Source organism: Cellulosimicrobium sp. NPDC030954, from assembly GCF_055571305.1.
Genome location: NZ_JBVIFN010000001.1, coordinates 987,025 through 1,010,273, shown reverse-complemented (window position 1 = coordinate 1,010,273; position 23,249 = coordinate 987,025). Strand labels below are relative to the sequence as shown.

19 protein-coding genes are annotated in these 23,249 nt (G+C 72.9%); 4 read left to right on the top strand and 15 right to left on the bottom strand.

Annotated elements, in window-relative coordinates; genetic code table 11:
* Window positions 1-18 precede the first annotated feature (18 nt).
* The 11 genes from ACZ402_RS04290 to ACZ402_RS04240 are packed head-to-tail and all read right to left on the bottom strand — an operon-like array spanning window position 19 to window position 12,820.
* The gene (locus ACZ402_RS04290; RefSeq protein ID WP_375824319.1) at window positions 19-657 is read right to left on the bottom strand and encodes a hypothetical protein; all 639 of its coding nucleotides are present in this window, start codon (window positions 655-657) and stop codon (window positions 19-21) included.
* 8 nt (window positions 658-665) lie between these two features.
* Complete coding sequence (locus ACZ402_RS04285; protein ID WP_375824192.1) at window positions 666-1,154, bottom strand: acyltransferase family protein; 489 nt, start codon at window positions 1,152-1,154, stop codon at window positions 666-668.
* Complete coding sequence (locus tag ACZ402_RS04280; RefSeq protein ID WP_375824191.1) at window positions 1,151-2,287, bottom strand: glycosyltransferase family protein; 1,137 nt, start codon at window positions 2,285-2,287, stop codon at window positions 1,151-1,153. The genes ACZ402_RS04285 and ACZ402_RS04280 overlap by 4 nt, the downstream gene beginning before the upstream one ends.
* On the bottom strand, window positions 2,284-3,426 hold the full coding sequence (locus ACZ402_RS04275) for a glycosyltransferase family protein (RefSeq protein WP_375824190.1): 1,143 nt from the start codon (window positions 3,424-3,426) through the stop codon (window positions 2,284-2,286). The genes ACZ402_RS04280 and ACZ402_RS04275 overlap by 4 nt, the downstream gene beginning before the upstream one ends.
* A gap of 29 nt (window positions 3,427-3,455) precedes the next feature.
* Entirely contained in the window at window positions 3,456-4,586 is a 1,131-nt protein-coding gene (locus ACZ402_RS04270; protein WP_375824189.1) for a glycosyltransferase, read from the bottom strand.
* Entirely contained in the window at window positions 4,583-5,713 is a 1,131-nt protein-coding gene (locus ACZ402_RS04265) for a glycosyltransferase (protein ID WP_375824188.1), read from the bottom strand. The genes ACZ402_RS04270 and ACZ402_RS04265 overlap by 4 nt, the downstream gene beginning before the upstream one ends.
* Complete coding sequence (locus tag ACZ402_RS04260; protein ID WP_375824187.1) at window positions 5,710-8,346, bottom strand: glycosyltransferase; 2,637 nt, start codon at window positions 8,344-8,346, stop codon at window positions 5,710-5,712. Before ACZ402_RS04260 ends, ACZ402_RS04265 begins: the two co-directional genes overlap by 4 nt.
* 2 nt (window positions 8,347-8,348) lie before the next feature.
* Complete coding sequence (locus tag ACZ402_RS04255) at window positions 8,349-10,151, bottom strand: ABC transporter ATP-binding protein (protein ID WP_375824186.1); 1,803 nt, start codon at window positions 10,149-10,151, stop codon at window positions 8,349-8,351.
* Window positions 10,148-11,398 carry a glycosyltransferase family 4 protein gene (locus ACZ402_RS04250; protein ID WP_375824185.1) on the bottom strand — a complete coding sequence of 417 codons (1,251 nt, stop codon included), beginning with the start codon at window positions 11,396-11,398 and terminating at the stop codon, window positions 10,148-10,150. Before ACZ402_RS04250 ends, ACZ402_RS04255 begins: the two co-directional genes overlap by 4 nt.
* A 1-nt stretch (window position 11,399) precedes the next feature.
* Window positions 11,400-12,362, bottom strand: a complete 963-nt coding sequence (locus ACZ402_RS04245; protein WP_375824184.1) for a glycosyltransferase family 2 protein — start codon at window positions 12,360-12,362, stop codon at window positions 11,400-11,402.
* Between the two features lie 2 nt (window positions 12,363-12,364).
* On the bottom strand, window positions 12,365-12,820 hold the full coding sequence (locus ACZ402_RS04240) for a GtrA family protein (RefSeq protein ID WP_375824182.1): 456 nt from the start codon (window positions 12,818-12,820) through the stop codon (window positions 12,365-12,367).
* Between the two features lie 133 nt (window positions 12,821-12,953).
* Here ACZ402_RS04240 and ACZ402_RS04235 point away from each other — a divergent pair, with 133 nt between their 5' ends.
* Window positions 12,954-14,951 carry a SpoIID/LytB domain-containing protein gene (locus ACZ402_RS04235; RefSeq protein WP_375824181.1) on the top strand — a complete coding sequence of 666 codons (1,998 nt, stop codon included), beginning with the start codon at window positions 12,954-12,956 and terminating at the stop codon, window positions 14,949-14,951.
* Window positions 14,952-14,963: 12 nt separating this feature from the next.
* On the opposite strand, the gene ACZ402_RS04230 is transcribed toward ACZ402_RS04235, so the two are convergent.
* From ACZ402_RS04230 to ACZ402_RS04215, 4 genes are all read right to left on the bottom strand, one after another.
* On the bottom strand, window positions 14,964-17,762 hold the full coding sequence (locus tag ACZ402_RS04230) for an FG-GAP-like repeat-containing protein (protein ID WP_375824180.1): 2,799 nt from the start codon (window positions 17,760-17,762) through the stop codon (window positions 14,964-14,966).
* Window positions 17,763-17,888: 126 nt separating this feature from the next.
* The gene (locus ACZ402_RS04225) at window positions 17,889-18,875 is read right to left on the bottom strand and encodes a Gfo/Idh/MocA family oxidoreductase (protein WP_375824179.1); all 987 of its coding nucleotides are present in this window, start codon (window positions 18,873-18,875) and stop codon (window positions 17,889-17,891) included.
* Window positions 18,875-19,975: a DegT/DnrJ/EryC1/StrS family aminotransferase gene (locus ACZ402_RS04220; protein ID WP_253053137.1), complete on the bottom strand. Its 1,101-nt coding sequence runs from the start codon at window positions 19,973-19,975 to the stop codon at window positions 18,875-18,877. The genes ACZ402_RS04225 and ACZ402_RS04220 overlap by 1 nt, the downstream gene beginning before the upstream one ends.
* Window positions 19,972-20,568: an acyltransferase gene (locus ACZ402_RS04215; RefSeq protein ID WP_375824178.1), complete on the bottom strand. Its 597-nt coding sequence runs from the start codon at window positions 20,566-20,568 to the stop codon at window positions 19,972-19,974. Before ACZ402_RS04215 ends, ACZ402_RS04220 begins: the two co-directional genes overlap by 4 nt.
* Before the next feature lie 140 nt (window positions 20,569-20,708).
* Here ACZ402_RS04215 and ACZ402_RS04210 point away from each other — a divergent pair, with 140 nt between their 5' ends.
* From ACZ402_RS04210 to ACZ402_RS04200, 3 genes are all read left to right on the top strand, one after another.
* Window positions 20,709-21,431: a glycosyltransferase family 2 protein gene (locus tag ACZ402_RS04210; protein WP_375824177.1), complete on the top strand. Its 723-nt coding sequence runs from the start codon at window positions 20,709-20,711 to the stop codon at window positions 21,429-21,431.
* Between the two features lie 12 nt (window positions 21,432-21,443).
* Window positions 21,444-21,848, top strand: a complete 405-nt coding sequence (locus ACZ402_RS04205; RefSeq protein ID WP_253053131.1) for a DUF2304 domain-containing protein — start codon at window positions 21,444-21,446, stop codon at window positions 21,846-21,848.
* Between the two features lie 179 nt (window positions 21,849-22,027).
* Window positions 22,028-23,245: an LCP family protein gene (locus tag ACZ402_RS04200; protein WP_375824175.1), complete on the top strand. Its 1,218-nt coding sequence runs from the start codon at window positions 22,028-22,030 to the stop codon at window positions 23,243-23,245.
* Window positions 23,246-23,249 lie beyond the last annotated feature (4 nt).

Below are 23,249 nucleotides of genomic sequence, written 5' to 3'. Positions count from 1 at the left end.
GGCGACGCTAGCACCGCTCTACAGCACGGACCGAACGACGGGCACGCGCCGCAGGACGAGCGTGGCGGTGTAGGAGATCACCAGCACGCACGCGACGCGGGCGACGAGTTGGACGGAGGACCCCGCGGCCGCGTCACCCCCGAGCGCCGGGATCCCCGCCACGACCGGTACCAGGAGGAGGTGTGAGCAGAAGACCCCGAGGGTGGCCGCGCCGAGCACTCGCCCGACCCGCGCGGGAGCCGGACGTGCCAGGACGCGGCCGACGCCGCCCGGTCTGACGAGCGCGCGGGCGACGAGGAGGACGAGGACCGCGTCCACGTGCACGCCAAGCCCGTAGTAGGAGACGGGCGAGACGACCTGCAGCCAACCGGGCGCCGCGGGGTTGCGCCATTGCCACGTGAGCAGCGCGCCCAGCAGGACCGCGGCGGTGCCCGCAGCGACGAGCGCCACGCCCCGCAGGACCACGTCCCGCAGCGCGCTCCCCAGCAGGTAGAGGCCGAGATAGAACAGCCACCAGGTCCACGGGGTCTCGACCCACACGGGCGCGGCCTCGAGGCCGTTCCGCAGCGCGACCGTCAGGACGGGCATGCTCGCGGCGCACAGCCCCGCGAGGAGGAGTGAGCGTCGCGGGGCCGTGGCCACCCACGGCACGAGCACCGGCGTCACTACGACGAGGCCGAGCACGACCCAGAAGTAGTAGAGGTGCGGGTAGAGCCGACTGTGACGGTCAACTCGAGGAAGTCCCGGACGCCGATCTCCTGGTCAAGGTACACCACCCGGAACGCCCAGTAGACGAGGTGCCAGACGAGGAGTGCCGGCAGCAGGCGGAGCGCGCGTCGGCGCAGGAAGTCCCCCGTGCCACGAAACCGAGCCGGGTCGAGGAACAGTGCGCCGCTGATCATGACGAAGACCGGGACCACGAAGACGAAGCCGATGTCGAGCCAGATCGCGAGCCAGCCCAGTCGCGACGTCCTCGCCCAGGGCGCGAGCGCCGTGGACCCGACGACGTGGATGGTGACCACGCCGACGATCGCGAGCACGCGCAGCCAGTCCAACCACGCGAGGTCGGGGGCCGACCCGCGCGCGGGCGCGTCGACGTGCGCCGGGACCGGGACGCGCGGAGCACCCGCGACGTCGGTCGTGCCCGAGGTCACCCCGGCCTCCTGGCGACGAGCGCCTCGACCGCGTCGAGCCACGGCCGCGACCTGACCTCCGCGGAGAGCTCGCGGGCGGCGCGGTCCGAGGCGCGCCGCCACTCGTCGACCCTCTCGACGTCGAGGCCGTCCAGGATCGTGCGCAACGCCTCGGCGGTGAAGGACTCCGTCACGGTTCCGAGCGCATGGCCGCGCACGACCTCCTCCATCTCGGCAGACGGACCGATGACGACGCCGAGGCGTGCCTGGACGTAGTCGAACAGCTTGTTCGGGAGCGCGGCCGCATAGTTGGGGTTGACCGGCGGAAGGACGAAGACGCCCACGTCGTAGCGGTTGAGCGTCGCGACGAGGTCGTCGTACGCGACCGGCGGAAGCACGCGCACCCGCGCGGAGCCCGCGACGCGTTCCTCGAGCTCGCGGGTGTACACCGGGTCGTTGGGGACGAGGTAGAGGTCGAGCAGGACGTCCGACGACGAAGCCTCCACCGCGTCGATCATGAGCTCGAGCGAGCGGTTCCGCTGCGCGACCCCGCTGTGGACGAGACGGACCGGTCGTGCCGTTGGGTGCGGCGCGAGGTCCGCGTAGGGCGTGGCGTTCACGACGACGTTGACCGGGGCGCCCAGGTCACGTGCGTAGCGTCGTGCGAGTGTCGGAGCGACGGTCGTGAACGAGTCGGCGCCGCGCACCCGTGTCCGCACGAGCCAACGGAGATAGGGGGCCACGAACCAGCGCCAGCGCCGGAGCTCGCTGTTCTGGCCCGGCGCGTACTCGTGCAGGTCCGCGTGCACGCCACCACGGGGGCAGAGCTCCACCGCGAGCGGAACCGCCTCGACGTCGTTGGCGAGGACCACGTCGAACGCGCCGACCGGGAGATGCTCCCGCGCCCAGGACACGGCCGAGTTCCTGCGGTACACCGCCGCGTAGCGGCGCAACAGCAGCAGCCGACGGTCCTTGACCCACGCCATGCGGTCCGCGGGCACCTCGACGTGCGCCGTGACTCCCTCGGGTGCCGGGCCGTGACCGCAGGTCGTGACGTCGTAGTCCTGGGCGAGCAGGCGTACCTGCTTGAGGACACGGGCGTCGGACGCGATGTTCGAGAAGGACAGGACGAGGACCGACGGGCGTTCGCTCATCGGGTACCGACCCTGGCGAGCCCCGCGATGACCTCGTCCCAGACGGCGACCTGAGCATCCGACGCCAGGTCGTGCGCCGACGCGTCCGAGGCGGCCTTGAGCGCCGCGACACGCGCAGGGGTCAGGGCGTCGAGGACCCGCGCCAGCGCGTCCGTGGAGAAGTCCTCCGTCACGAGGCCGATCCCTCGTTCCCGCACCACCGCCGCCATCTCGGGCGACGGACCGACGATCAACGCGACCCTGGCCTGCACGTAGTCGAAGACCTTGTTGGGCAGCGCCCACTGGTTGTTGAAGTTCACCGGCGGGAGGACGTGCACGCCGATGTCGTACCGGTTGAGCGTCGCCACGAGCTCGTCGTACGGCACCGCGTCGTGGACGGTGATCTCACGGTCGCTGCGCGCCGCGCGCTCGCGCAGCTCGCCCAGGTAGCCAGGGTCGTTCGGAGTGAGGAAGAGGTCGAGCGACACCGGGGTCGTGGACGCGTCGACGGCGTCGAGGAGGAGCATCAGGTTGCGCTTGCGGAGACATGCTCCGCTGTGGACCAACCGCACCGGTTCGACGACCGGCACGGGCGACAGCGCGGCGTACGGCGCGGCGTTCGTCACGACACGGCAGTCGACGCCCAGCTCGTCGCGGTAGGCCCGCGCGAGCCCGTCGCCGACGGTCGTCGCCGCGCCGGCGCGCGCTGCATAGCGACGGGCCAGCCAGCGGTAGTACGGAGCGATCCGGCGGACCCAGGCCGGGTTGTCCTCGTGCAGACGCGGCGAGTACTCGTGGAGGTCGGCGAGCACGTGCTCCGGCTCGGCGACGTCGAAGGCGACCGGGACCGTCTCGAGGTCGTTGGCGATGGCCACGTCGAAGCGACGACCCGCCAAGACGCGGCGGGCCGCCCGCACCGCCGGGACGGCACGGTGCACGAGCGGGTAGACCCGGGTCGTCACCAACCGTCCGTCGAGCTCGTGACGCGCGTCGTCGGGGATCGCCACGTGCTCGACGCCCTCCAGGGGTGTCGGCCCGTAGCCGCACGTGGTGACGTCGTACGAGGCGGCGAAGTGCCGGATCTGCTTGAGCACCCGGGCGTCTCCCGCCAGCGGGGAGAACGACACGATCAGCATCGTCCGCCTGCTGCTCTCGGCCATGGGTCCGCTCCAGGGGTCTCGAAGGTGGGTCAGTGGGTAAGGAGCTCGTAGCGCGCCCGCAGCTCGGCGGCGCTCTGCCGTGAGTCTCGCTCCTCGACGACGAAGCGACGCGCCCGGGCTCCCGTCGTCGCCCGCTCGCGCTGGTCCAGCGCGAGCAGCTCCCGGAGTGCGTCCGCCAGCGCGCGCGTGTCCCGCTCGGGGACGACGATCCCGGTCTCGCCGTCGACGAGCATCTCCGGTGCCCCTCCGGAGTCGTACACGACCGCGGGGACGCCGCACGCCTGGGCCTCCGCGGTGACGAGACCTGCCGCTTCCCGCCACTCGCCGTCGCTCTGGGTCGGCATGACGAACACCGCCGCGGAACGCATCGCCTGCCGCACGCGCTCACGGTCGACGAGTCCCTCGGGGCGGATGTGCGGATGCTCCTGCGCGGCGCTCGCGACCACGCCTGCCAGGCTCCCGTGACCCACGACGCGCAGGACGTGCGGGACGTCCGCGGAGAGCATGACCGAGGCCCGGATCGCGTCGCGGATGCCCTTGCGCTCCTCGAGCCCGCCGACGAACAGGATCTCGGGAAGCTCGGTCTCCTGCAGCGTCCCGGGCGTGAAGAAGTCCGTGTCGACGCCCTGGTAGTGCACCTCCACCGAGCGCGCCGGGTAGCCGCGCCGTACGGCCTCCCCGGCGAGCCACTCGCTCACGGTGAGGAGCGACGTCGCGCGGCTGGCGCAGCGTCGGAGGTTGACCGCCGTGAGGAACGACCAGACGTCTCTCACCGGGGCGGAGCGGAGGAACACGTCGTAGCCGTGCAGGGTCGCCAGGAACGGGACACCGAGGTCGGCCGCCGCGCCCGCGCCCGCCAGGCTCCACGTCGCGAAGTGCTGGTGCACCAGGTCAGGTCGGAACCGACGCACCTGCGCGCGGAGCCGTGGGACGGCGGACTGATAGCTGAGGACGGTCCGCCACCCCCCCGCCCCGGACGGCACGACCCCTGTGACGAGGTCCCGGAGCCGCGGGTCCGTGACGTCCGCGGCGATCGCGAAGACCCTCCCGTCCACGTCCGGCATGTGCCTGAGGTGCTCCGCCACGAAGTAGGTCGGAGGGATCGAGACCGGGCCCGTCGTCACCGCCACACGCAGCGCGCCCTGGTCGGGGCCGCTCATCGCCAGAACCTGTCTGCGACGAAGTAGCGGAGCGTGCCCTCGCGGTCGAGGGCGTGGAGCGGGTTCGGCGGGAGCAGCCGTCCGGTCCGCGACGTCTGCGCACGGCGCGCGACGGCCGTGACGATGCGGCCCGCGTCGCTCCGCGGATCGAGGCACGCGTCGAGCAGCACGCGGTCGGCGACCGAGAACGGCCTCAGGACGCCGCGCTCTACCTGCACCAGTCCGCGGGCCACCTCGTGCAGGTACGCCGTCTCTGCCGCAGACCACGAGCCGGCCGGCCCCCGAGCGACGACCGCCCCGAGCACGTGGATGCGCAGCACCTTGATCGCGACCGCGCGGCGGTACGCCCGAGGCATCCGCGCGAACCACGTCTGCGCGAGGAGCGACTCGTACGGTGCCAGCGTGACCGTGAGCGGGCGCGGCGTCGTGGTCACGCGTGTGACGGCGTCCTCGCCGATGACGTACGCCGGGTCCTGACGGCCGAGTTCGACGCGGTCCGCGAGGGCCCACAGCCGCAGGCCGAGTGCAAGGTCCCCGCCGACCTTCACGCCGCTGTCCAGACGGAGCGCGTGCCGGTCGAGCGTCGCGCGACGCAGCAGTCCGAGCGGCGCCGTCCGGTACGCGAGCCGATCCTTGACCGGGTCCAGACGACTGCTGCGGAACGGACGGGCGCGGGGGGTGTTGATGCCGGACCCGCTCTGCGCGCGCAGCCGCGCCATCACCACGTCCGCGCCGGTCGCTTCGGCCCGGTCGGTCCACGCGCGCAGCGCACCGGGCTCGAAAAAGTCGTCCGAGCCGATGATCGAGACGAACGGCGCCGTGGCGGCGTCGAACCCCGCGTTGAAGGGGCCCGACGGGCTGCCGAGGCCGTCGCGCACCTCCAGCAGGCGGACCGACGAGCCCAGCCGAGGGTCGAGGACGTTCGCGACCCGTGCCGCACCGAGCTCGTGGCACGCGACCGTCACCCGGACGGAGCCCGTCGGGCTTCCTGCCGCCGGCCCGACCGCCGACGCCACGGCCCTGCCGACGGGCCGGGTCAGGTCGTGGACCGCGACGACGACGTCGACCCGCGGCGAACGGGCCGCGGAGGCGTCGAACGCGCCCACGGGAACGAGCTCGGACGTCATGCGTCCCCCTCGACAAAGGCGCTGAGCACCTCGGCGCTCCGTGTCCCGTCGTGCACGGTGGCGACGAACGACCGGCCCCTGAGCGCCACGTCACGTGCGGCCTCGCGGTCCTCGAGGATCTCGGCCAGCACGCGCACCACGTCCGGGCCGGTGCTCTGCACGACGGGCAGGTCGAGGCCCGAGGCACGTCGCACCTCGGCGCGCACGTCCGTGGAGACGTACGAGACCACCAAGCGCCCGGAGGCCATCGCTTCGCACGCCGCGACGCCGTAGTTCCCCACCCTGAACTGGTCCAGCACGACGTCCGCGTCGCCGTAGAACGCCGGCATGTCGCGCCAGGACAGGCCCTCGGCCCGTCGGTACTCGATCAGACCCCGGCGGTCCAGCTCCACGAGGCCCGGCTCAACGAGGTCGGTCCCCTTGACCGCGGACCTGCTCGGCGCGTGCACCACCACCGGGACCCGCCGCATGAGGACGTCCTCGCGCGCGGCGCCCGACCACCGTGCGGGGTCCACGACGACGGGAACCCACCGGGCGGACGGGACGTCGGTCAGCAGGTCAGGGGTGGTCACGAACGTCGGGACGCCCGCGGTCCCGAGCTCGTCCGCGAGCGCGCGGTTCCGTCGCGCCTGCTCCTCGTACCGCTCCGCACCGAGAAACGGCGGGTGCGCGAAGTGCGACCACGGTTCCCGCTCCAGGTGGGCGCTCGGGAGGCGGACGTCCGAGCCGTGGAAGAGCAGGGCGACACGCACGCCGTGGTCCAGGAGGTCGCGCACCTCGCTCTCGACCGCTCCCGGGACCGCAGGCGAGTACAGGGTCTGGCCCGACTCGACGATCACATGGGTGAACTGCGAGACGTACTCCCGCTGCCTGCGCTGCCAGCCGCTCGAAGCCAGGTAGACCGACTTCCCGACCACCATGTCCGCCGGGAACAGGAGCGTCCCGGGACCGGGCGACGCCTTCATCGAGACGGCGCCCACGCCCCCGTGCCGCTCGACGGCCCGGGCGTACGCGTCTCCCTGCCCCGCGTAGTTCGTCGGCGCGACGTACAGCCGACGCCCCGACGAGGGCAGGGGTGGCGGCGCGACCTCGTCCGCGGCGGAGAACCCGAACACCGCACGGTCGTAGGCGTCCCGGAGAGGACCGGGGAGCCGGTGGACCGCCCTGTCCACGACCGCACCGAGCCCGGCGGGCAGCCTCCGCCGGTGCTTCGTCCAGGCCGCGACCGCCCGGTGCACGAGGGACCGCCGCTCCGTGCCGGGCAGGAGCACCCGCCGGTAGACCTCGACGAGGTTCTGCACCTCCGACTGCCACGTGAGGGAGCGCGCCGCCGCCCGCGCCGCCGCGCGGTAGGCGTCCCCGTCCTCGAGCGTGTCGAGGATCCGGCGCGCCGCAGCCGACGGGTCGGAGAAGTCGACGACCACGCCCGCACCCGCGTCGGTGACGACCTGACCGATGTCGGGAAGGTCGGACGCGACGACGGGCAGCCCGGCGTGGAGCGACTCGAAGAGCTTGTTCGGCAGCGAGAAGCGCAGGCTCAGGGTCAGGGGCTCGATCGAGACGACGGAGACGTCCGCGTCCGCCGCCGCCTGCGCCACCTGCTCTGGAGGGACCGCACCGACGGCATGGACCCTCAGGCCGACGCCGAGGCTCTCGGCGCGCCGGTCGAGCTTCTCCACGAAGGTCGACGACGCGGGGCCGAGCAGCACGAGGTGGACGTCGGCGGGCAGGTGCGTCAGGACGGACAAGAGCTGCTCGAGCCCGCGCCCGATCGTCACGGCACCGATGTGGACGACGACGCGATCCTGCGGGGACAGTCCTGCGAGCCGTCGCAGCGAGCCCCGGGAGGGGTCGGGCTCGCCCGAGCGCACGGGGACGTTGCGCACGAGGGTCGGCAGCTCGCGAAGCCGCAGCACGTCCTTCAGCCGGTGCGCGATGCTCGGGGAGACGGTCACGACGGCGGCCGCTCGGGGCGCCAGCCGTCTCTCGACGAACGCCTCCCACCGACGTGCCACCGGGCGGTGACCCGCCTTGATCCGGTGGGTCCAGAGCTCGTGCGAGTCGTAGACGAACGGGACCCCGAGCCTCCGCGCGGCCGCCCACGCGGGGACGAGCGTGTTCGCGTCGTTCGCATGGATGGCATCCGGTCGCCACGACACCAGGGCGCGGTAGGAGCGGGCGTGGTACGACGCCAGCCGCAGCGTGTGGTGCATGCGCATCCAGAGGTCGACGACCGTGCCCTTCGCGCCGCGGAGCTCGACCGGTGCCGGCGTGGCGTTCGTCGTGCCCGGGCCGTCGCTCCGCGGCGCGCCGACCGGCGGCGTGGCATCTCCACGCCCGCGTCGCAGGAGGGAGACCTGTCGACGCGCCCAGGCACCGGCCCGGGCCGGTGCGTGGTCGAGCTCGAGGACAGGAACCCTGAGGATCTCGACGTCGCGACCTCGCGCTACGAGGCCGGGTGGTGCCTGGAGGTGCGCCGAGAACGCGACCAGACGGACGACCGCTCCGGACGCCGCGAGCGCATCGGCCGTCTTGAGCACGCGGGCGTCGGTCGACGCGTCGTTGAAGACGAGCAGCGCGATCCGCGGCCTGCGCCCGCCGCGCGCGCCAGGGAGCGAGGAGGATCCCGCCACGGTCACCGCGCCGTCTCGGGGCCGCTGCCCGCCAACCCGGCGAGCACCGCCTGCTTGGCGAACTCCGGGACCGAGGCGACGAGCTCGTCGAAGGTCCCCCGGGCCGTGATCGTTCCGTCCTCCATGAAGCACACCATGTCCGCGTTGCGGATCGTCGACAGCCGGTGCGCGACGGCGATGACCGTGACCTCGCCGTGGAGCTCGTTGATCGCCGCCGTGACCTCGGACTCGGTCTGCGAGTCGAGGGCGCTCGTCGCCTCGTCGAGCACGAGCACCAGCGGCTGCGCGTACAGGGCCCGCGCGATGCCGACCCGCTGCCGCTGTCCGCCCGACAGCGCGACGCCGCGGTCTCCGATCCTCGCGTCGATCCCCCCGGGGCGGGCGTCGACGACGTCGAGCAACCGTGCTTCTCGAAGCGCCGACCGCACCCGCTCGACGTCGTAGTCCTCCTCCCACGTGAGAGCGACGTTCTGCGCGACGCTCGCGTCGAAGAGCGCAACGTCCTGCGGGACGTACCCGACACGCGAGCGCCAGTCCGCGAGAATCTCGTGGAGCGGGACGCCGTCCAGCTCGACCGAGCCTTCGGACGGTTCGAGGAGGCCGAGGAGAAGATCGACGAGCGTCGACTTGCCCGCGCCGGAGGATCCGACCAGCGCGACCGACGTCCCGAGGGGGATCGTGAGATCGACGCCGCGCAGAGCGGGCGTCTCGACACCCGGGTAGGTGAAGGAGACCCCGTTGAGCACGAGCGTGGTGGGGTCGCCGTGGATGGGCTCGTGCCCGACCCGCTCCGCCCTCTCGATGTAGCCGCGGGACGCCTGGATGTCCAGGATGACCGCGCGGACGTGAGGGATCGTGGACGCGGTCTGGGTCATCACGGCCTGGAACCCGGTGAGTGCGGGCACCATCCGGAAGCCGGCGACGCCGAAGAAGGCCACCGCGCTGATGGCGGCCGCCTGCCCGTCGAGCGCGAAGGTCACGCCGCCGACGAGGACGAACCCGCCCACGAGCGCCGTCTCCAGGACGTACTTGGGCACGCTCGAGAGGAACGAGATGTTCGATCGCGCCCGGGTGGAGTGGCGGCGGTTCTCGTGCACCACCCTGGCCACCGCAGGGGCCTGGCCACGCAGCGTGACCTCCTTGAGCGCTCCGACCATCTCGGTCATCAGCCGGCCGACCTTGATCGAGTAGTCGCGGTTCACCCGACCGGCCACCAACGCGCGGCGAGAGACGGCGAGGTAGAGGAAGAGCGCGATGATCCCGAGATAGGCGATGGTGATCGCCGCCGTCACGGGCTGCGCGATCACCAGCACCGTCAGCACCGCCAGGAACGTCGTCGCGAGGGCCGGGAGCGACGCGACGGGGAGGAGGAAGCCGGACGTCGTGTTGCCGATCCCGACGTCCGCGAGCCGCACGAGCTCCGCGGTGTTGCGCTTGAGCCGCTCAGTCCACGGGGCGCGGATGTAGGCGTCGAAGAGCTTGTCGCCGATCTCGAGCTCGTACGCGGCGAACCGTCGCGTCGCGACCCACTGGAGGACGACGCTGAACAGCCCCTTGAGGACGATGAGTCCGGAGACCGCACCCAGGATCCAGAGGATCCCTCCGGCGGGCAGTTGCCCCAGAACAGGCAGGGACACGCCTTCGCCCGCCACCATCGAGGTGAGGGTGAGAGCGAGGAGCGCCAGCGCCGCCACGTCGAGGAGCGCCAGCGAGCTCAGCGCGACGGAGTACCCGACCAGGAAGCGGCGAGCGCGCCTCGGGAGGAGCGGGAGGAGGTCCCGCAGGGTTCCCCAGACTTGTCTCACGCGTCGTGCTCCTCGGTCAAACCAGGCAATGGTCGGACGCCGCCCAGTGTCGGCGCCGTTAGTCTATGGTCCGGGACGCGCGACGCCGCCACGGCGATCCGCGCCACCTCGGCCGCCGACGCCGCGATCGACGCGTGCGACCGCGCCCAGCCGGCGCTGCGCGTCCTCGGGCCGTCGTCCGCGGGGGCCTCGAGCAAGTCTGACATCGCCTCAGCGACGGCGTCGACGTCGTGCGCGACAGCGCGGCCGAGGCCGTTCTCCTCGATCACCCCCCGCGCGGGGCCGGGGCCGGCGTACAGGACGGGTGTCCCCGAGGCCGCGCCGGCGAGCACCTTCGTCGGGAACGCGAAGTCGTAGCCCTGGCCGGGCCGCAGGCTCACGAGGGCGACGGCCGCGCCGCGCAGCCATGCCGCGGCCTCTGCCTGCGGGACCGGGCGTAGCATCCGGACGCACGCGCCGCCGTCGGGCAGCGCGCGCGCCACCGCCTCGAGGTCCGCCCACGCGCTGCCCTGCCCGAGGACGACGAGCGTGGCGCCGGGCACCGCCTCGGCGACCGTGGCCATGGCCCGCACGAACACGTCCGCTCCCTGCCACTCCGACGTCGTTCCCGCGTAGATCGCGTAGGGACCGGCGGGAGCACCGTCCGGGACGGGTCCGTCCGGCCGGAAGACGTCCGTGTCGATGCCGTTGCGCACGACGACGGTCTCGCGGGCGCCCAGCGCCCGGGTGCGCTCGGCGACCTCCTCGGTCACCGCGACGACGCGTCGCGCACCGCGCAGCACCCAGCCCTCGACGCGTCGCACGGCGGCGACGACCGGCGCTGGCGCACCGGTCGAGTTCGCCGCGTCGGACCACACGTCCGCCGCGTAGTACACGTACGGGACCCTCCGCACCACGCACGCGAGGCGTGCGACGAACCCGGTCGTCGGCGGTGGCTCCACCACGACCACGTCCGGGCGGGTCGAGAACAGCAGGCGCAGGAGGAGGGGGACGTCGAAGCTCAGGTACTGCAGATAGCCGCGGACATAGCCGGTGCGGTCGCGTAGCACAGGCCATCGCCGGATGCGCACGCCAGGGTCCGGGTCCTCGGGGGCGGGTGCCTGAGGTGCCGTCGTCGTCAGGACGGTGACGGCCGCGCCGCTCTCGACGAGCGCCCGCGCCAGCGCGCGGAGACGGAACGAGGCCGCCGCCGGCTCGGGTGAGTAGATGCGCGTCGCGAGGACGACCCGTGGCCTGCGGGAAGTCATGTCAGCCCTCGTCGAACGGTGCGAGCGTCGGGGTGTCGGGGCTCTCCTGGATGTCGAGCTGCAACGACGACACGAGCATCTGGACGCCCAGCACGAACGGGGTGACCGCGAGGAGGACCGTCCCGGCCGTGGCAGGCGGTGAGTCCCAGGTCGCGGCGATGATCCAGACCCCGGCGACGACGCCGAGGAGCGTGAGGAGAAGGCCCGAGAACAGCAACAGCGCGACGGCGGAGAACGACCAGAGGACGTACCGGTACCAGATCCGGTACCAGTACCCGCGGAAGAGCAGGCTGAGCAGCTCGGGGACGACCTTGCCCAGACGGATGCTGGACACCTCGGCGCCGTACACGGCGGGGATCGGGACGTCGACCGCCGCGGTCCCGGCCACGTTCAGGTGGATGAGCAGGTCGTTCTCGAAGCTGTAGCGCTCCGCGACGCGGTCGAGCGCGAGCTTCTCGAGCACGGACGTCCGGACGGCCGTGTACCCGTTCTGCGGGTCGAAGAGGTGCCAGTAGCCGGAGGCGAACTTCGTCATGAACGAGAGCACGATGTTCCCGAACACGCGATAGCGAGGCATGCCGGTGTACGAGTCCGGGCGGAAGAACCGGTTCGCCTTCGCGAACCCGTAGCCGCCGGACGTCACCGGGTCGAGGAGGTCGGGCAGGTAGTTCGGGTCCATCTGGGCGTCGCCGGCCATGATGACGTTGACGTCCGACCCGAGCTCCATCGCGGTGCGGTGCCCGGTGATGATCGCCCCGCCGACGCCCTTGTTCACCTCGTGCCGTACGAGCGTCACGCGCGGGTCGTCGAGCGCCTTGACGACGTCGGAGGTCCCGTCGGGGCTGCAGTCGTCCACGATGACGATGTCGTCGACGAAGTCCGGCATCGTGGTGACGACCGTCGCGATCATCGCCTCCTCACGATAGGCCGGCACGACGGCGGCGATCCGCGCACCCTTGTACATCCTCAGCTCTCCTTGTGGTCGTGCTCGACGGGCACCTGGGGCCCTGCTCGGTCGTCGCCGGGAGCGGCGGGGGCCGCGCGCCCGCCGAAGACCCAGTAGCGGTAGGCGAAGTAGTTCCAGACGGTTTGCGCGACGGTGACCGCGACCTTGCCGACCGCGTAGCCCCACCCGAGGTGCTCGAAGAGACCGACCACCGCGATGTTCGCGAGCGAGTTCACCGCCAGGAGGACGCCGTACCGCCACAAGGCGGGCCCGGTCGGCATCGCACCGCCGAAGGCGTAGCGCCGCTGGAGCGTGAAGTTGAACGCGAAGCTGCCCCAGAACCCGATCGCCGTCGCGAGCCACAGCGGCGCGCCGAGCACCCGGTAGCTCAGGGCGAGCAGCCCGAGGTCGAGGAGGAAGGCGAAGCCGCCCACCAGCAGGTAGCGGAACGCCGAGTGCCCGAGCACTGTCCGCACGACGCCGGCCAGGTCTTCCCCCTCGTCTCGGGTCGGGCACGGCGCCCGACGACGCACCAGGGTACCTGCCCACCGGGCGCCCTCTCGTCACCCGACCTACCGTGGATCGGACCGAGGGCTACGGAGGTCACCCATGGGCGCACGGAAGAGGATGACGGCGTCGCTCCTGACGGCCGTCCTGGTCGGGGCGTCGTTCGCGGCGAGCGTCTCCCCCGCGCAGGGAGAGACGCTCACCCAGGAGCGGGTGGTGCTCGGTCCGGGGACGACGGTGACGGTCGCGGGGCGAGGTTTCGGCCACGGCCGCGGGATGTCGCAGTGGGGTGCCCGCGCGGCCGCCGCGCAGGGGGTCGGCTACCAGCAGATCCTGGACGCGTACTACCCCGGCACGGCCCGGGTCACCCAGCCCGCGAGCACGATCAGCGTCCTCATCAGCGGAGACACGGACAACGACGTCCGCATCCTCGCGGTCCCGGGCATGACGGCGAGCGACGCGGTCTCGACCGGCACCCCGATCAGCTTCGGCGGCGCGACGCCGCAGCAGTGGCGCATCGTCCGTGGGTCCGGCGGGTTCGTGCTGCACGGGCTCGTCGGCGGGACCTGGCGACAGTGGTCGCAGGGCGCCTCCCCCGGCTTCCTGAGCATCGCCGCGCCGTCGGGGTTCATCCGTCTGATCAGGCCCGACGGCACGCAGACGGACTACCGCGGCACGGTCCGAGCCGTCCCCTCCGGGGCGAGCCCCGGGCAGCAGACCGTCAACGTGGTGGGCCTCGAGGACTACCTGCGCTCCGTCGTGCCGGCGGAGTCGCCGTCGAGCTGGCCGGCGGACGCGCTGCGGGCGCAGGCCGTCGCCGCGCGCACCTACGCGTCGTACGACCGCGCGCACCGGTCGGGCTCGTGGCAGACGTGCGACACCACCGCCTGCCAGGTCTATCCCGGGCACAAGAGCTTCACCTCGGCGGGGGTCGAGACGCGCCACCACGAGGCGGCCTCGACGGACGCCGCCGTCGCCGCGACCTCGGGGCAGGTGCGTCACTACGGCGGCAGCCTCGCCTTCACCCAGTTCGGCTCGTCGAACGGCGGCTGGAGCGCGGCCGGGTCCTTCCCCTACCTCCCGTCCCGACCGGACCCGTGGGACGCGCAGGGCAACCCGGTGCACGCGTGGAGCGTCTCGCTCCGGGCCGCGGACGTCGGCGCGCGGTATCCGCAGATCGGCTCGCCCCGCAGCATCGACGTCATGTCGCGTACCGGCGACGGCGAGTGGGGCGGGCGCGTGGTCCGGGTCGTCGTCACCGGCTCAGCAGGCTCCGTCACGCTCACGGGCGCGCAGTTCCGCAGCGCCTTCGGTCTGCGCTCCGACTGGTGGAAGCTCACCGGCACGAGCCGGCTCGACAGCGACTCCACCAACGACGGGCGCGTGGACGTCCTCGGCCAGTGGGCGGACGGCCGTCTGACGGCATACCTCGGGGACGGGGACGGCCGGTTCGTCGGCAGCCGCCCGGCGGGCCACGACTGGCAGACGATGCGGCTCGCGGTCCGCGCCAACGATCTCGATCGCGACGGGCGCGACGACGTCCTCGCCGTCGACCAGGCCGGGCGCCTGTGGCGCTACCCGACGACGGCGGCCGGGACGCTCGGCGCCCGTGTCCAGGCGGGCCATGGCTGGGGCTCCATGCGGTTCCTCGTCGCCCCCGGGGACGTCGGGCGCGACGGGTCCGCCGACCTCCTGGCGGTCGACACGTCGGGCCGGATGTGGCTCTACCCCGGTCTGGGCGACGGGAGGCTCGCGAGCGCCGTGCTCGTGGGCGGCGGCTGGGACGTCATCTCGTGGGTCGGCGGCGGCGGTGACTGGGACGGCGACGGCTGGTCGGACCTGCTGGCGGTCGACGCCGCCGGACGGCTCCTGCTCTACCGCGGCGACGGGGCGGGCGGGTTCAGCCCGATGCAGATCGGCTCCGGGTGGCAGGGCATGCGGCTCCTCACCCCGGTGGCCGACTTCGGCCGGGACGGGATCCCCGACCTCCTCGCGTCCGACGCCGCCGGCCGGTTCTACCTCTATCCGTGGACCGGCACGCGGTTCGCCGCCCGGATGCAGGTGGGCTCCGGGTGGAACGCCATCACGAGGACGTTCTGAGGCGTCACCGGCTCACGAGACGGAAGCGCCCGACGGGGCCGTGGCGATCGTCCGCCACGTCCGGAACCCTCCCGACCCGCTGCCCGAGTACAGGACGATCGACCTGTCCGAGCGCGTGGCGACCAGGTCGGGTCGCCCGTCGCCGTCCACGTCGCCCGCACCCACGATGCTCGACATGACGTCCCACCCCGTCCCGATCACCGAGGCCGCCCCGAGCCGTGCGCCGCCGTTGCCCGGGTAGAGCAGGAGCCGCCCGGTGCCGGCCTCGCGCGCGACGAGGTCCGGCGCCGCCCCGCCGCGCCAGTGGCCCGCCGAGACGATCCGGTCGAGGAACTGTGCGCCCTGGGCGATCAGGACGCGGGTCCCGAACCCGCCCCGGCCGTCCCCCGGGTACAGCCAGATCTGTCCCGTGCCCCGCTGGAACGCGAGCAGACCGGGGACGCCCGTCCCGAGCCAGTCGCCGGCCCCGACCACCTGGGTCATGACCTCCCAGCCCGTCCCGACGCGCGTCCCCGACGTCGCGAAGCTCCCGGTCGCGGTGCCGGCGTGCAGGAACAGGTCGCCGTTGCTCCGGCGGGTCATGAGGTCGGGCCGACCGTCACCGTTCCAGTCTCCGGGAGCGACGGCCTCGGCGACGGCCGAGCCGGAGATGCCGGTGCCCACGGCCCGCGTGAAGCCCGCGCCACCGAGATAGGAGTAACGGTGCAGCGTGCCGTCCGCGCCCACCGCGAAGAAGTCCTCGCCCCGTCCTGCACGACCGGCGGGGTGCACCGCGGTGAACCCCTGCCACTGGTGCCCGATCTGCGACCGTCCGAGCAGCCGTCCGGCACCGTCACCCACGTAGCGCCACAGGTTTCCCTGGACGTCCCGTGCGACGACGTCGGGCAGCCCGTCGTCGTTGAGGTCCCCCGCGCCGACGATGGTCGTCATCACGTCCCAGCCGGACCCGACGAGCGTCCGCCCGCTCGCGAACCCGCCGCGCCCGTCACCCGTGTACGTGTAGAGGTTGCCGCCGGTCCGCGCGACGAGCGCCGGGCGCCCGTTGCCGAGGTCTCCCACCATGGCGATCGAGCTCATCGCGTTCCAGCCGGTGCCCACCTGCCGCGGCGTCCCGAAGCCGCCGCGTCCGTTGCCGGGGTAGAGCCAGAGCGTCCCGTCGTGCCGCCTCATGAGGAGGTCCGTCGTGTCGTCGCCGTTCCAGTCGTGCCCGCCGACGATCAGGTTCGCGACGCCCCAACCGACCCCGATCTTCTGCTTCGCGGACCAGCCGCCGTTCGCGGTGCCCGGGTACAGCCACAGGTTTCCCGACGCCGGGTCGACGATCATGAGGTCGGGGGACCCGTCCCCGTTCCAGTCACCAGGGGCGATCACCCGGGACCCGGGCCAGCCGGAACCGACCGCGCGGGTCTGCCCCCACCCCGAGGCCGTGGCCGTGAGCGTCGCGACCCCGGTCGCGGTGCGCGACACCAGATCCGGGTAGCTGTCGAGCCCGAGGTCCCTCCGGAGAGAACGGTCGTTCACGGGACCCTGGCGGGCCGCCGCGAGGGAGCGGATCTGCGGGAGCGCCGCGTACAGCGTGGCCCCGGGGCACGACGTCTGCCCCACGTCCCGGTGCCCGACGACGATGCTCCCGCCCGCTCCGCGCACGCCGTGGATGTCGAGCTTCCACGCGATGACCGAGGACACCGCGTCGACCGCGGCCCCCGAGACCTGCGCGGCGTCGAAGTTACCCATGACCGAGACGCCGAAGCGCTGGGAGTTGACCCCCGTGGCGTGGGCCCCGACGATCCCTCTGTCGATCCCTCCGGCACGCCCCTCCCAGACGCGGCCGAACTTGTCGACGAGGAAGTTGTACCCGATGTCGCCCCACCCGCGGGACTGCGCGTGGTACGCGTAGATGCCGCGGATGAGTGCCGGGAGCTGGTCCGCGGTGTAGTCGTTCGAACCGGCCGTGTGGTGGACGACCGCGCCGACGACGTTGCCGGTCTGGGGCGTCCACGTCATCAGCCGCTCGTCGGCCCCCCACTGGGCGCGGGAGTAGACCGCCGGACGGCTCGTGGCGGTGGGCAGCACGGCCGTCGGCGCGGCGGCAGGCATCACGAGGCCCGCGGCCGGCGACCGCCCGAGGCCGCCCGCTCCGCCCGCACCGCCACCCGCCGTCCCGGCGTCCGCGCCGGGGTCGACCACGACCAGGACCGGGTCGACGGGCGTCGGCCCGGTCCCGGGAAGGATCCGCGCCTCGACCTCGTCGACGTCCCCGACGAACAGCGGCTCGGTACCGTCGCGCTGCTCCCCGGCGCCCCCGGTCGGCTCGGCGTCCTCCGCGTGGACGTCGGTCCACCCGGTCCAGACGGTCCCGGTACGTGAACGCACCTCGACGACGACGTCGTCCCCTGCCGACCCGAGGTCCCAGGTGACGCCGACGACGGTCGTCGCACCGGTCGCCGGGCTGGTCGCGGACCAGGTCCCCTCCGGGCTCGGCGTGTCGTCGGCCGGGACCTCGGGGAGCACCTGCTCACCGGGCCCCTCGGCAGCGCCCGCTTCCGACGGCACCGACGCCGTGGGGGCGTCTCCGGACGCGTCGACGGGTTCGAGCGGTGTCTCGTCGATCTCGGGGGCGACCGGTGCGGGCACGGCCGGCGGGGCGGGTGCGACGCGTGGAGCCGCAGAGGTCGCAGCCCGTGTCGCGGGGCCGGCCGCCACGGCGGTGGTGCTGCCCGTCACCGCCGACGTCACGGTCACCGCCAGCACCGTCAGGACGGTCGTCCACCTCTTGGCCATCGTGCTCACCCCGGTCGTCGCAGAGATCACCCAGGGCTTGCTCGCGCCCCGACGAACCCGGCCAGTATCACAAGGCGGGCACGTTCTCGCAGGACGATCGCCGGGAGAGTCGGGAGTCGGCCCGGCGACCCCACCACGGGGCCGCCGGGCGCCGGCTCAGAGCGTGACGGTCTGCCCCGACGCGGCCGACTCCAGGACGGCCTCGGCGACCTCGAGGGTGCGCAGGCCCTCCTCCATCGTCACGACGTCCTGGCGGATCCCCCGGACGGCGTCCCGGAATGCCTCGTGCTCGACCCGCAGGGGCTCGCGCTTCGCGAACGCGTAGCGCGTGATGTCGCCCTCGGACACGCCGCGGAACGCCGAGACGGCCTCCCACTCGGTCGGGATGACGCCGTTGGCGTAGAAGGTGAGGTCGGCCGTGCCCGTGTCGGCGACGAACGCACCCCGCTCGCCCGTGACGATCGTGACGCGCTCCTTCATCGGGGAGAGCCAGTTGACGACGTGGTTGGTCACGACGCCGTTCTCCAGGCGGCCGGTCGCGGTCACCATGTCCTCGTGCGGGCGTCCGCTGCGGTGCGTGGTCTGCGCGGCGACCGCACGGTACGCGCTCTGGGCGACCCAGGCCGTGAGGTCGATGTCGTGGGTGCCGAGATCCTTCACCACGCCGACGTCGGCGATGCGCGCCGGGAAAGGCCCCTGCCGCCGGGTCGCGATCTGGTAGACCTCCCCGAGCTCGCCCGCCTCCGTGCGGCGACGCAGCTCCTGGAGCGCCGGGTTGAACCGCTCGATGTGCCCGACCGCGCCGACGAGCCCGGCCGCGGCGAACGCCTCGGCGACCTTGCGACCGGCCGCGCTCGTGGCCGCGATGGGCTTCTCCACGAGGGTGTGCACGCCCGCGGCAGCGAGGGCCAGCGCGATCTCCTCGTGGTACACGGTCGGGACCGCGACGACGGCCATCTCGATGCCGGCGCCGATCAGCCCGTCGACGTCGGGCAGGACCGGCAGGTCGCCCGCCACTCCATAAGGGTCACCGCCGGGGTCGGCGACGGCGACGAGGTCGACGCCGTCGATCTCGCGGAGCACCCGGGCATGGTGCCGCCCCATCGCTCCGAGCCCGATCAGGCCCGCACGCAGGTCTGCCATCACGCACCTGCCTTCACGACGGAGTTGACCGCGGTGACGATGCGCTCGAGGTCGCCCTGGGTGAGCGACGGGTGCACGGGGAGGGAGATCACCTGCTGCGCCGCGATCTCGGTCTCGGGCAGGTCGAGACCGGGCGCGAAGTGCTTCAGGCTCTCGAGGCGGTGGTTCGGGATCGGGTAGTAGACCCCGGAACCCACACCGTGCTCCTCGCGGAGAGCCGTCACCACGCGGTCGCGGTCGTCGGCGACACGGATCGTGTACTGGTGGTAGACGTGCACCGCCCCGTCCGCGACCGGAGGCGTGACGACGCCCTCGAGGTTCTCCGACAGGAAGGCCGCGTTGCGCTGGCGGTCCGCCGTCCAGCCCTGGACCTTGGTGAGCTGCACCCGGCCGATCGCCGCGTGGACGTCCGTCATGCGGGCGTTGAAGCCGACGACCTCGTTGGCGTACTGGCGCTCCATGCCCTGGTTGCGCAGCAGACGGACGTTGCGCGCGATCTCGTCGGTCGCGCACGAGACCATGCCGCCCTCGCCCGACGTCATGTTCTTCGTCGGGTAGAGGCTGAACATGGCGAACGCGCCGAACGAGCCCACCGGGCGTCCGTCGAGGGTCGCCCCGTGCGCCTGTGCCGCGTCCTCGAACAGGAGCAGACCGTGCTCGTCCGCGAGCGCGCCCAGCGCCGTCATGTCCGCCGGGTGCCCGTAGAGGTGCACCGGCATGATGGCCTTGGTCCGCTCCGTGATCGCGGCCCGCACCGCGTCGGGAGCGAGGCAGAACTGGTCCGGCTCGATGTCGGCGAAGACCGGCGTCGCACCGGTCAGCGCGACCGAGTTGGCGGTCGCCGCGAACGTGAAGGACGGGACGATCACCTCGTCGCCCGGGCCGACGCCCGCGGCGAGGAGGCCGAGGTGCAGGCCCGAGGTCCCGGAGTTCACCGCGACGCACGTGCGCCCACCGACGAGCACCTCGGCGAACTCCTGCTCGAACGCGGCGACCTCAGGTCCCTGCGCGATCATCCCGCTGCGCAGGACGCGGTCCACGGCCGCGCGCTCGTCGTCCCCGACGATCGGCTTCGCCGCGGGGATCAGTGTCTGGCTCATTCGGCCGCAACCTCTCTGATGGTCTCGTCGTGCTCTTCGTAGCGCGTACCCGTCACCGGGCACACCCAGTGCTCCCCGTCGCGCCGCAACGGCTCGCCCGCGCGCCCCACCCAGCCGACGCGCCGCGCCGGGACCCCGACGACGATCGCGTGGTCGGGGACGTCCCTCGTCACGACCGCGCCCGCGGCCACCGTGGCCCAGGCTCCGATCGTCACGGGCGCGACGCACACCGCACGGGCCCCGACCGCGGCGCCCTCGCCGATCGTCACGCCCACCGCGTGCCAGTCGTCCGCGCTCTTCAGCGATCCGTCGGGGTTCACGGCCCGCGGGTAGGTGTCGTTGGTGAGCACCACGGCGGGGCCGATGAACACCCCGTCGGCGAGAGACGCCGGCTCGTACACGAGCGCGTAGTTCTGCACCTTGCAGTTCCGGCCCATCTGTACTCCGGTACCGATGTAGGCCCCGCGCCCCACGACGCACGACTCTCCCATCGACACCCCCTCGCGCACCTGGGCGAGGTGCCAGATCTGGCTGCCGTCGCCGATCGACGCGTCGTCGGCGACGTCGGCGCTCAGGGCGATCCGGACTCCCATGCGGGCTCCTTCGTGTCGGGACGGTGCGCAGCGACCACGTCGGACGCGGACGCCGCGTCGGCAAGGTTACCTGCCGCCGCTGCCCCTCCGAGAGCGGCGAAGGTCCCGACCTTCCCCGGTCGCCTGCAACAATGAGCGACATGCACGAATCGGACGCGGCGGGACCCGGCCGCCCGCCCGTCGAAGCCATCGGCCCCGTCGAGGACGCCTGCCTCGTCGTCCCTCTGTACAACGAGGGCGCGGTCGTGGCCGACGTGGTCAAGAACGCGCTCGGGACGTTCCCCCGGATCGTCTGCGTCGACGACGGCAGCTCGGACGACTCCGCGCAGCGGGCTCGGGAGGCGGGCGCCACGGTCCTGCGCCACGCCGTCAACCTCGGCCAGGGAGCCGCCCTCCAGACGGGGATCGAGTTCGCCCGCGACCTGCCGGGAGCGAAGTACCTCGTCACGTTCGACGCGGACGGTCAGCACCAGGTGGAGGACGCCGCCGCGATGGTCGAGCTGGCCCGGCGCGACGACGTCGCGATCGTCTTCGGCTCGCGGTTCCTCGACGCGCGGACCCGGCCCGGGCTCCTCAAGCGGGCGGTCCTGCGCACGGCCGTCTGGTTCACGAACCAGAGCACCGGCCTGCGGCTCACCGACGCCCACAACGGGCTGCGGGTCGTCCGCGTCGACGCGGCGCGCCAGGTCGAGCTGCGCCAGGACCGCATGGCGCACGCGAGCGAGATCGTGCTGCAGCTCGGACGCACCGGGCTCCCCTGGCGCGAGTACCCCGTGCACGTCCTCTACACGGACTACTCCCGGGCCAAGGGCCAGTCGCTCTGGAACTCCGTGAACATCCTGGTCGACCTCGTGTTCAAGTAGACGGGAGCGCACATGCTCATCCAGATCGTCCTCGTCGCCGCGATCGCCGTGGTCACGGTCCTGCTCACCCGCTCCACGGTCGACGCCCGGCACCAGGCGATCCGCCGCCTGCTGCTCGTCGGGTTCGTCGTGGTCGCCGGGCTCTCCGTCCTGTTCCCCGAGTGGCTCACCCGGCTGGCCAACATGCTCGGCGTCGGCCGCGGGACCGACCTCCTCCTCTACGCCCTCGTCATCGCGTTCGTGAGCTACATCGCCACGAGCCATCGGCGTGCGAACGCTCTCGCCCGCAAGATCACGCTGCTCACGCGCGAGCTGAGCCTCGCGGAGGCGAGGCTCAGCCGGGTCGACGCGTCGGTCGACGAGCTCGAGCAGCGCGACGGCCAGGGCGGCCGCCCGGACGCTGACGCCGCGGGCTGACCCGACCGGTCCTCGCACCGCACGCGCCTGCACAACTCCTCCACCCCGCGAGCCCGCGGCCCGCGCGGCCAGATCGCACCGCACGCCTATGCTCGACTCCCGTGACCTCCCGTTCCCGTGCCCAGACCAGAGACGCGGCGGCTGCCGAGCCGTCGCGCGGTCCGGCGCACGCGCGGGCCATGAGGTCCCATGGGACAGCCCGCGCCGTCGGGCTCGTCGCCACGGCGGTGCTCGCGTTCGGCGCGGTCGGCGGCGCCGCCGCGGTGTCGAGAATCCAGGGGAACATCGCGCCGTCGGACGGGCTCGAGCTCCTTACGGACCGACCTGAGCAGCCCACCCCGGACCCGAGCGACCCCAACGCCGGGAAGCCCCTCAACATCCTCGTGATGGGCTCCGACGAGCGCGGCGGCGAGAACGGCCACGAGGTCGCGGGCGTCGCGGGCATGCGCTCGGACACGACGATCCTCGTGCACGTCTCGGCAGACCGGACGCGCGTGGAGATGATCTCGATCCCCCGCGACTCACGGGTGGACGTCCCGGCGTGCCACACGACGAACGGCAAGACGACCGCGCCGGCCACCACCCGCTTCAACGCCGCGTTCGCGAACGGCGCGACCGTCGGTGGCGACGTCGACTCGGCCGCCGCGTGCGCGACCCAGACCGTCGAGAGCCTGACCGACGTGTTCGTCGACGGCTTCGTCGTCGTCGACTTCGCGGGTTTCCAGAACATGGTCACGGCGATCGGCGGCGTCCCCATCTGCATCCCCGAGCCGATCGACTCGCCCAAGGCGGACCTTCGGCTGGACGCAGGGATGCAGACGCTCGACGGCGCCCAGGCGCTCGGGTTCGCGCGGGCGCGCTACGGCGTGGGCGACGGGTCGGACCTCAGCCGTATCGGCCGCCAGCAGCAGCTCCTCGCCGCGACGGTGAACCAGGTGCTCTCGAAGAACGTGCTCTCGGACCTCGGCCAGATCTACGGGTTCGTCGACGCGGGCACCAAGTCTCTGACCATGAGCGCGAACCTGTCGTCGATCCCGAGCCTCGCCGGGCTCGCCTTCAGCCTCGAGGGCGCGACCAGTGGCAACATCACCTTCATGACCGTTCCCAACGCGCCGGACCCGCAGGACCCCGACGCGAAGGTCGTCTGGACGTCGGAGGCCGACGAGCTCTGGGCCACGGTGCGCGCCGACGAGCCGATCGCCGCGCCCGCACCCGCGACCGACGAGGCCGCAGGCGGGTCCACCGACGCCGCCGAGGCCACCGAGCCGCCGTCGCAGACCGGGGAGGGCGCAGCCGACCCGACGGGCGACGCGGCCGCCGAGCCCGCCCCGGTGCAGACGAAGGAAGCCGGCAAGGAGGCGTTCTCCGCCGCCGACGAGACCGCGCAGTGCGGGTGACGCC

Excerpts from the sequence above, each read along its gene's own strand:
- ACZ402_RS04220 (WP_253053137.1), bottom strand. The coding sequence starts at position 19,975 with ATGAGCCAGACACTGATCCCCGCGGCGAAGCCGATCGTCGGGGACGAC.
- ACZ402_RS04225 (WP_375824179.1), bottom strand. The coding sequence starts at position 18,875 with ATGGCAGACCTGCGTGCGGGCCTGATCGGGCTCGGAGCGATGGGGCGG.
- ACZ402_RS04215 (WP_375824178.1), bottom strand. The coding sequence starts at position 20,568 with ATGGGAGTCCGGATCGCCCTGAGCGCCGACGTCGCCGACGACGCGTCG.
- ACZ402_RS04210 (WP_375824177.1), top strand. The coding sequence starts at position 20,709 with ATGCACGAATCGGACGCGGCGGGACCCGGCCGCCCGCCCGTCGAAGCC.
- ACZ402_RS04205 (WP_253053131.1), top strand. The coding sequence starts at position 21,444 with ATGCTCATCCAGATCGTCCTCGTCGCCGCGATCGCCGTGGTCACGGTC.
- ACZ402_RS04235 (WP_375824181.1), top strand. The coding sequence starts at position 12,954 with ATGGGCGCACGGAAGAGGATGACGGCGTCGCTCCTGACGGCCGTCCTG.
- ACZ402_RS04245 (WP_375824184.1), bottom strand. The coding sequence starts at position 12,362 with ATGTACAAGGGTGCGCGGATCGCCGCCGTCGTGCCGGCCTATCGTGAG.
- ACZ402_RS04280 (WP_375824191.1), bottom strand. The coding sequence starts at position 2,287 with ATGAGCGAACGCCCGTCGGTCCTCGTCCTGTCCTTCTCGAACATCGCG.
- ACZ402_RS04250 (WP_375824185.1), bottom strand. The coding sequence starts at position 11,398 with ATGACTTCCCGCAGGCCACGGGTCGTCCTCGCGACGCGCATCTACTCA.
- ACZ402_RS04200 (WP_375824175.1), top strand. The coding sequence starts at position 22,028 with ATGAGGTCCCATGGGACAGCCCGCGCCGTCGGGCTCGTCGCCACGGCG.
- ACZ402_RS04275 (WP_375824190.1), bottom strand. The coding sequence starts at position 3,426 with ATGGCCGAGAGCAGCAGGCGGACGATGCTGATCGTGTCGTTCTCCCCG.
- ACZ402_RS04265 (WP_375824188.1), bottom strand. The coding sequence starts at position 5,713 with ATGACGTCCGAGCTCGTTCCCGTGGGCGCGTTCGACGCCTCCGCGGCC.
- ACZ402_RS04270 (WP_375824189.1), bottom strand. The coding sequence starts at position 4,586 with ATGAGCGGCCCCGACCAGGGCGCGCTGCGTGTGGCGGTGACGACGGGC.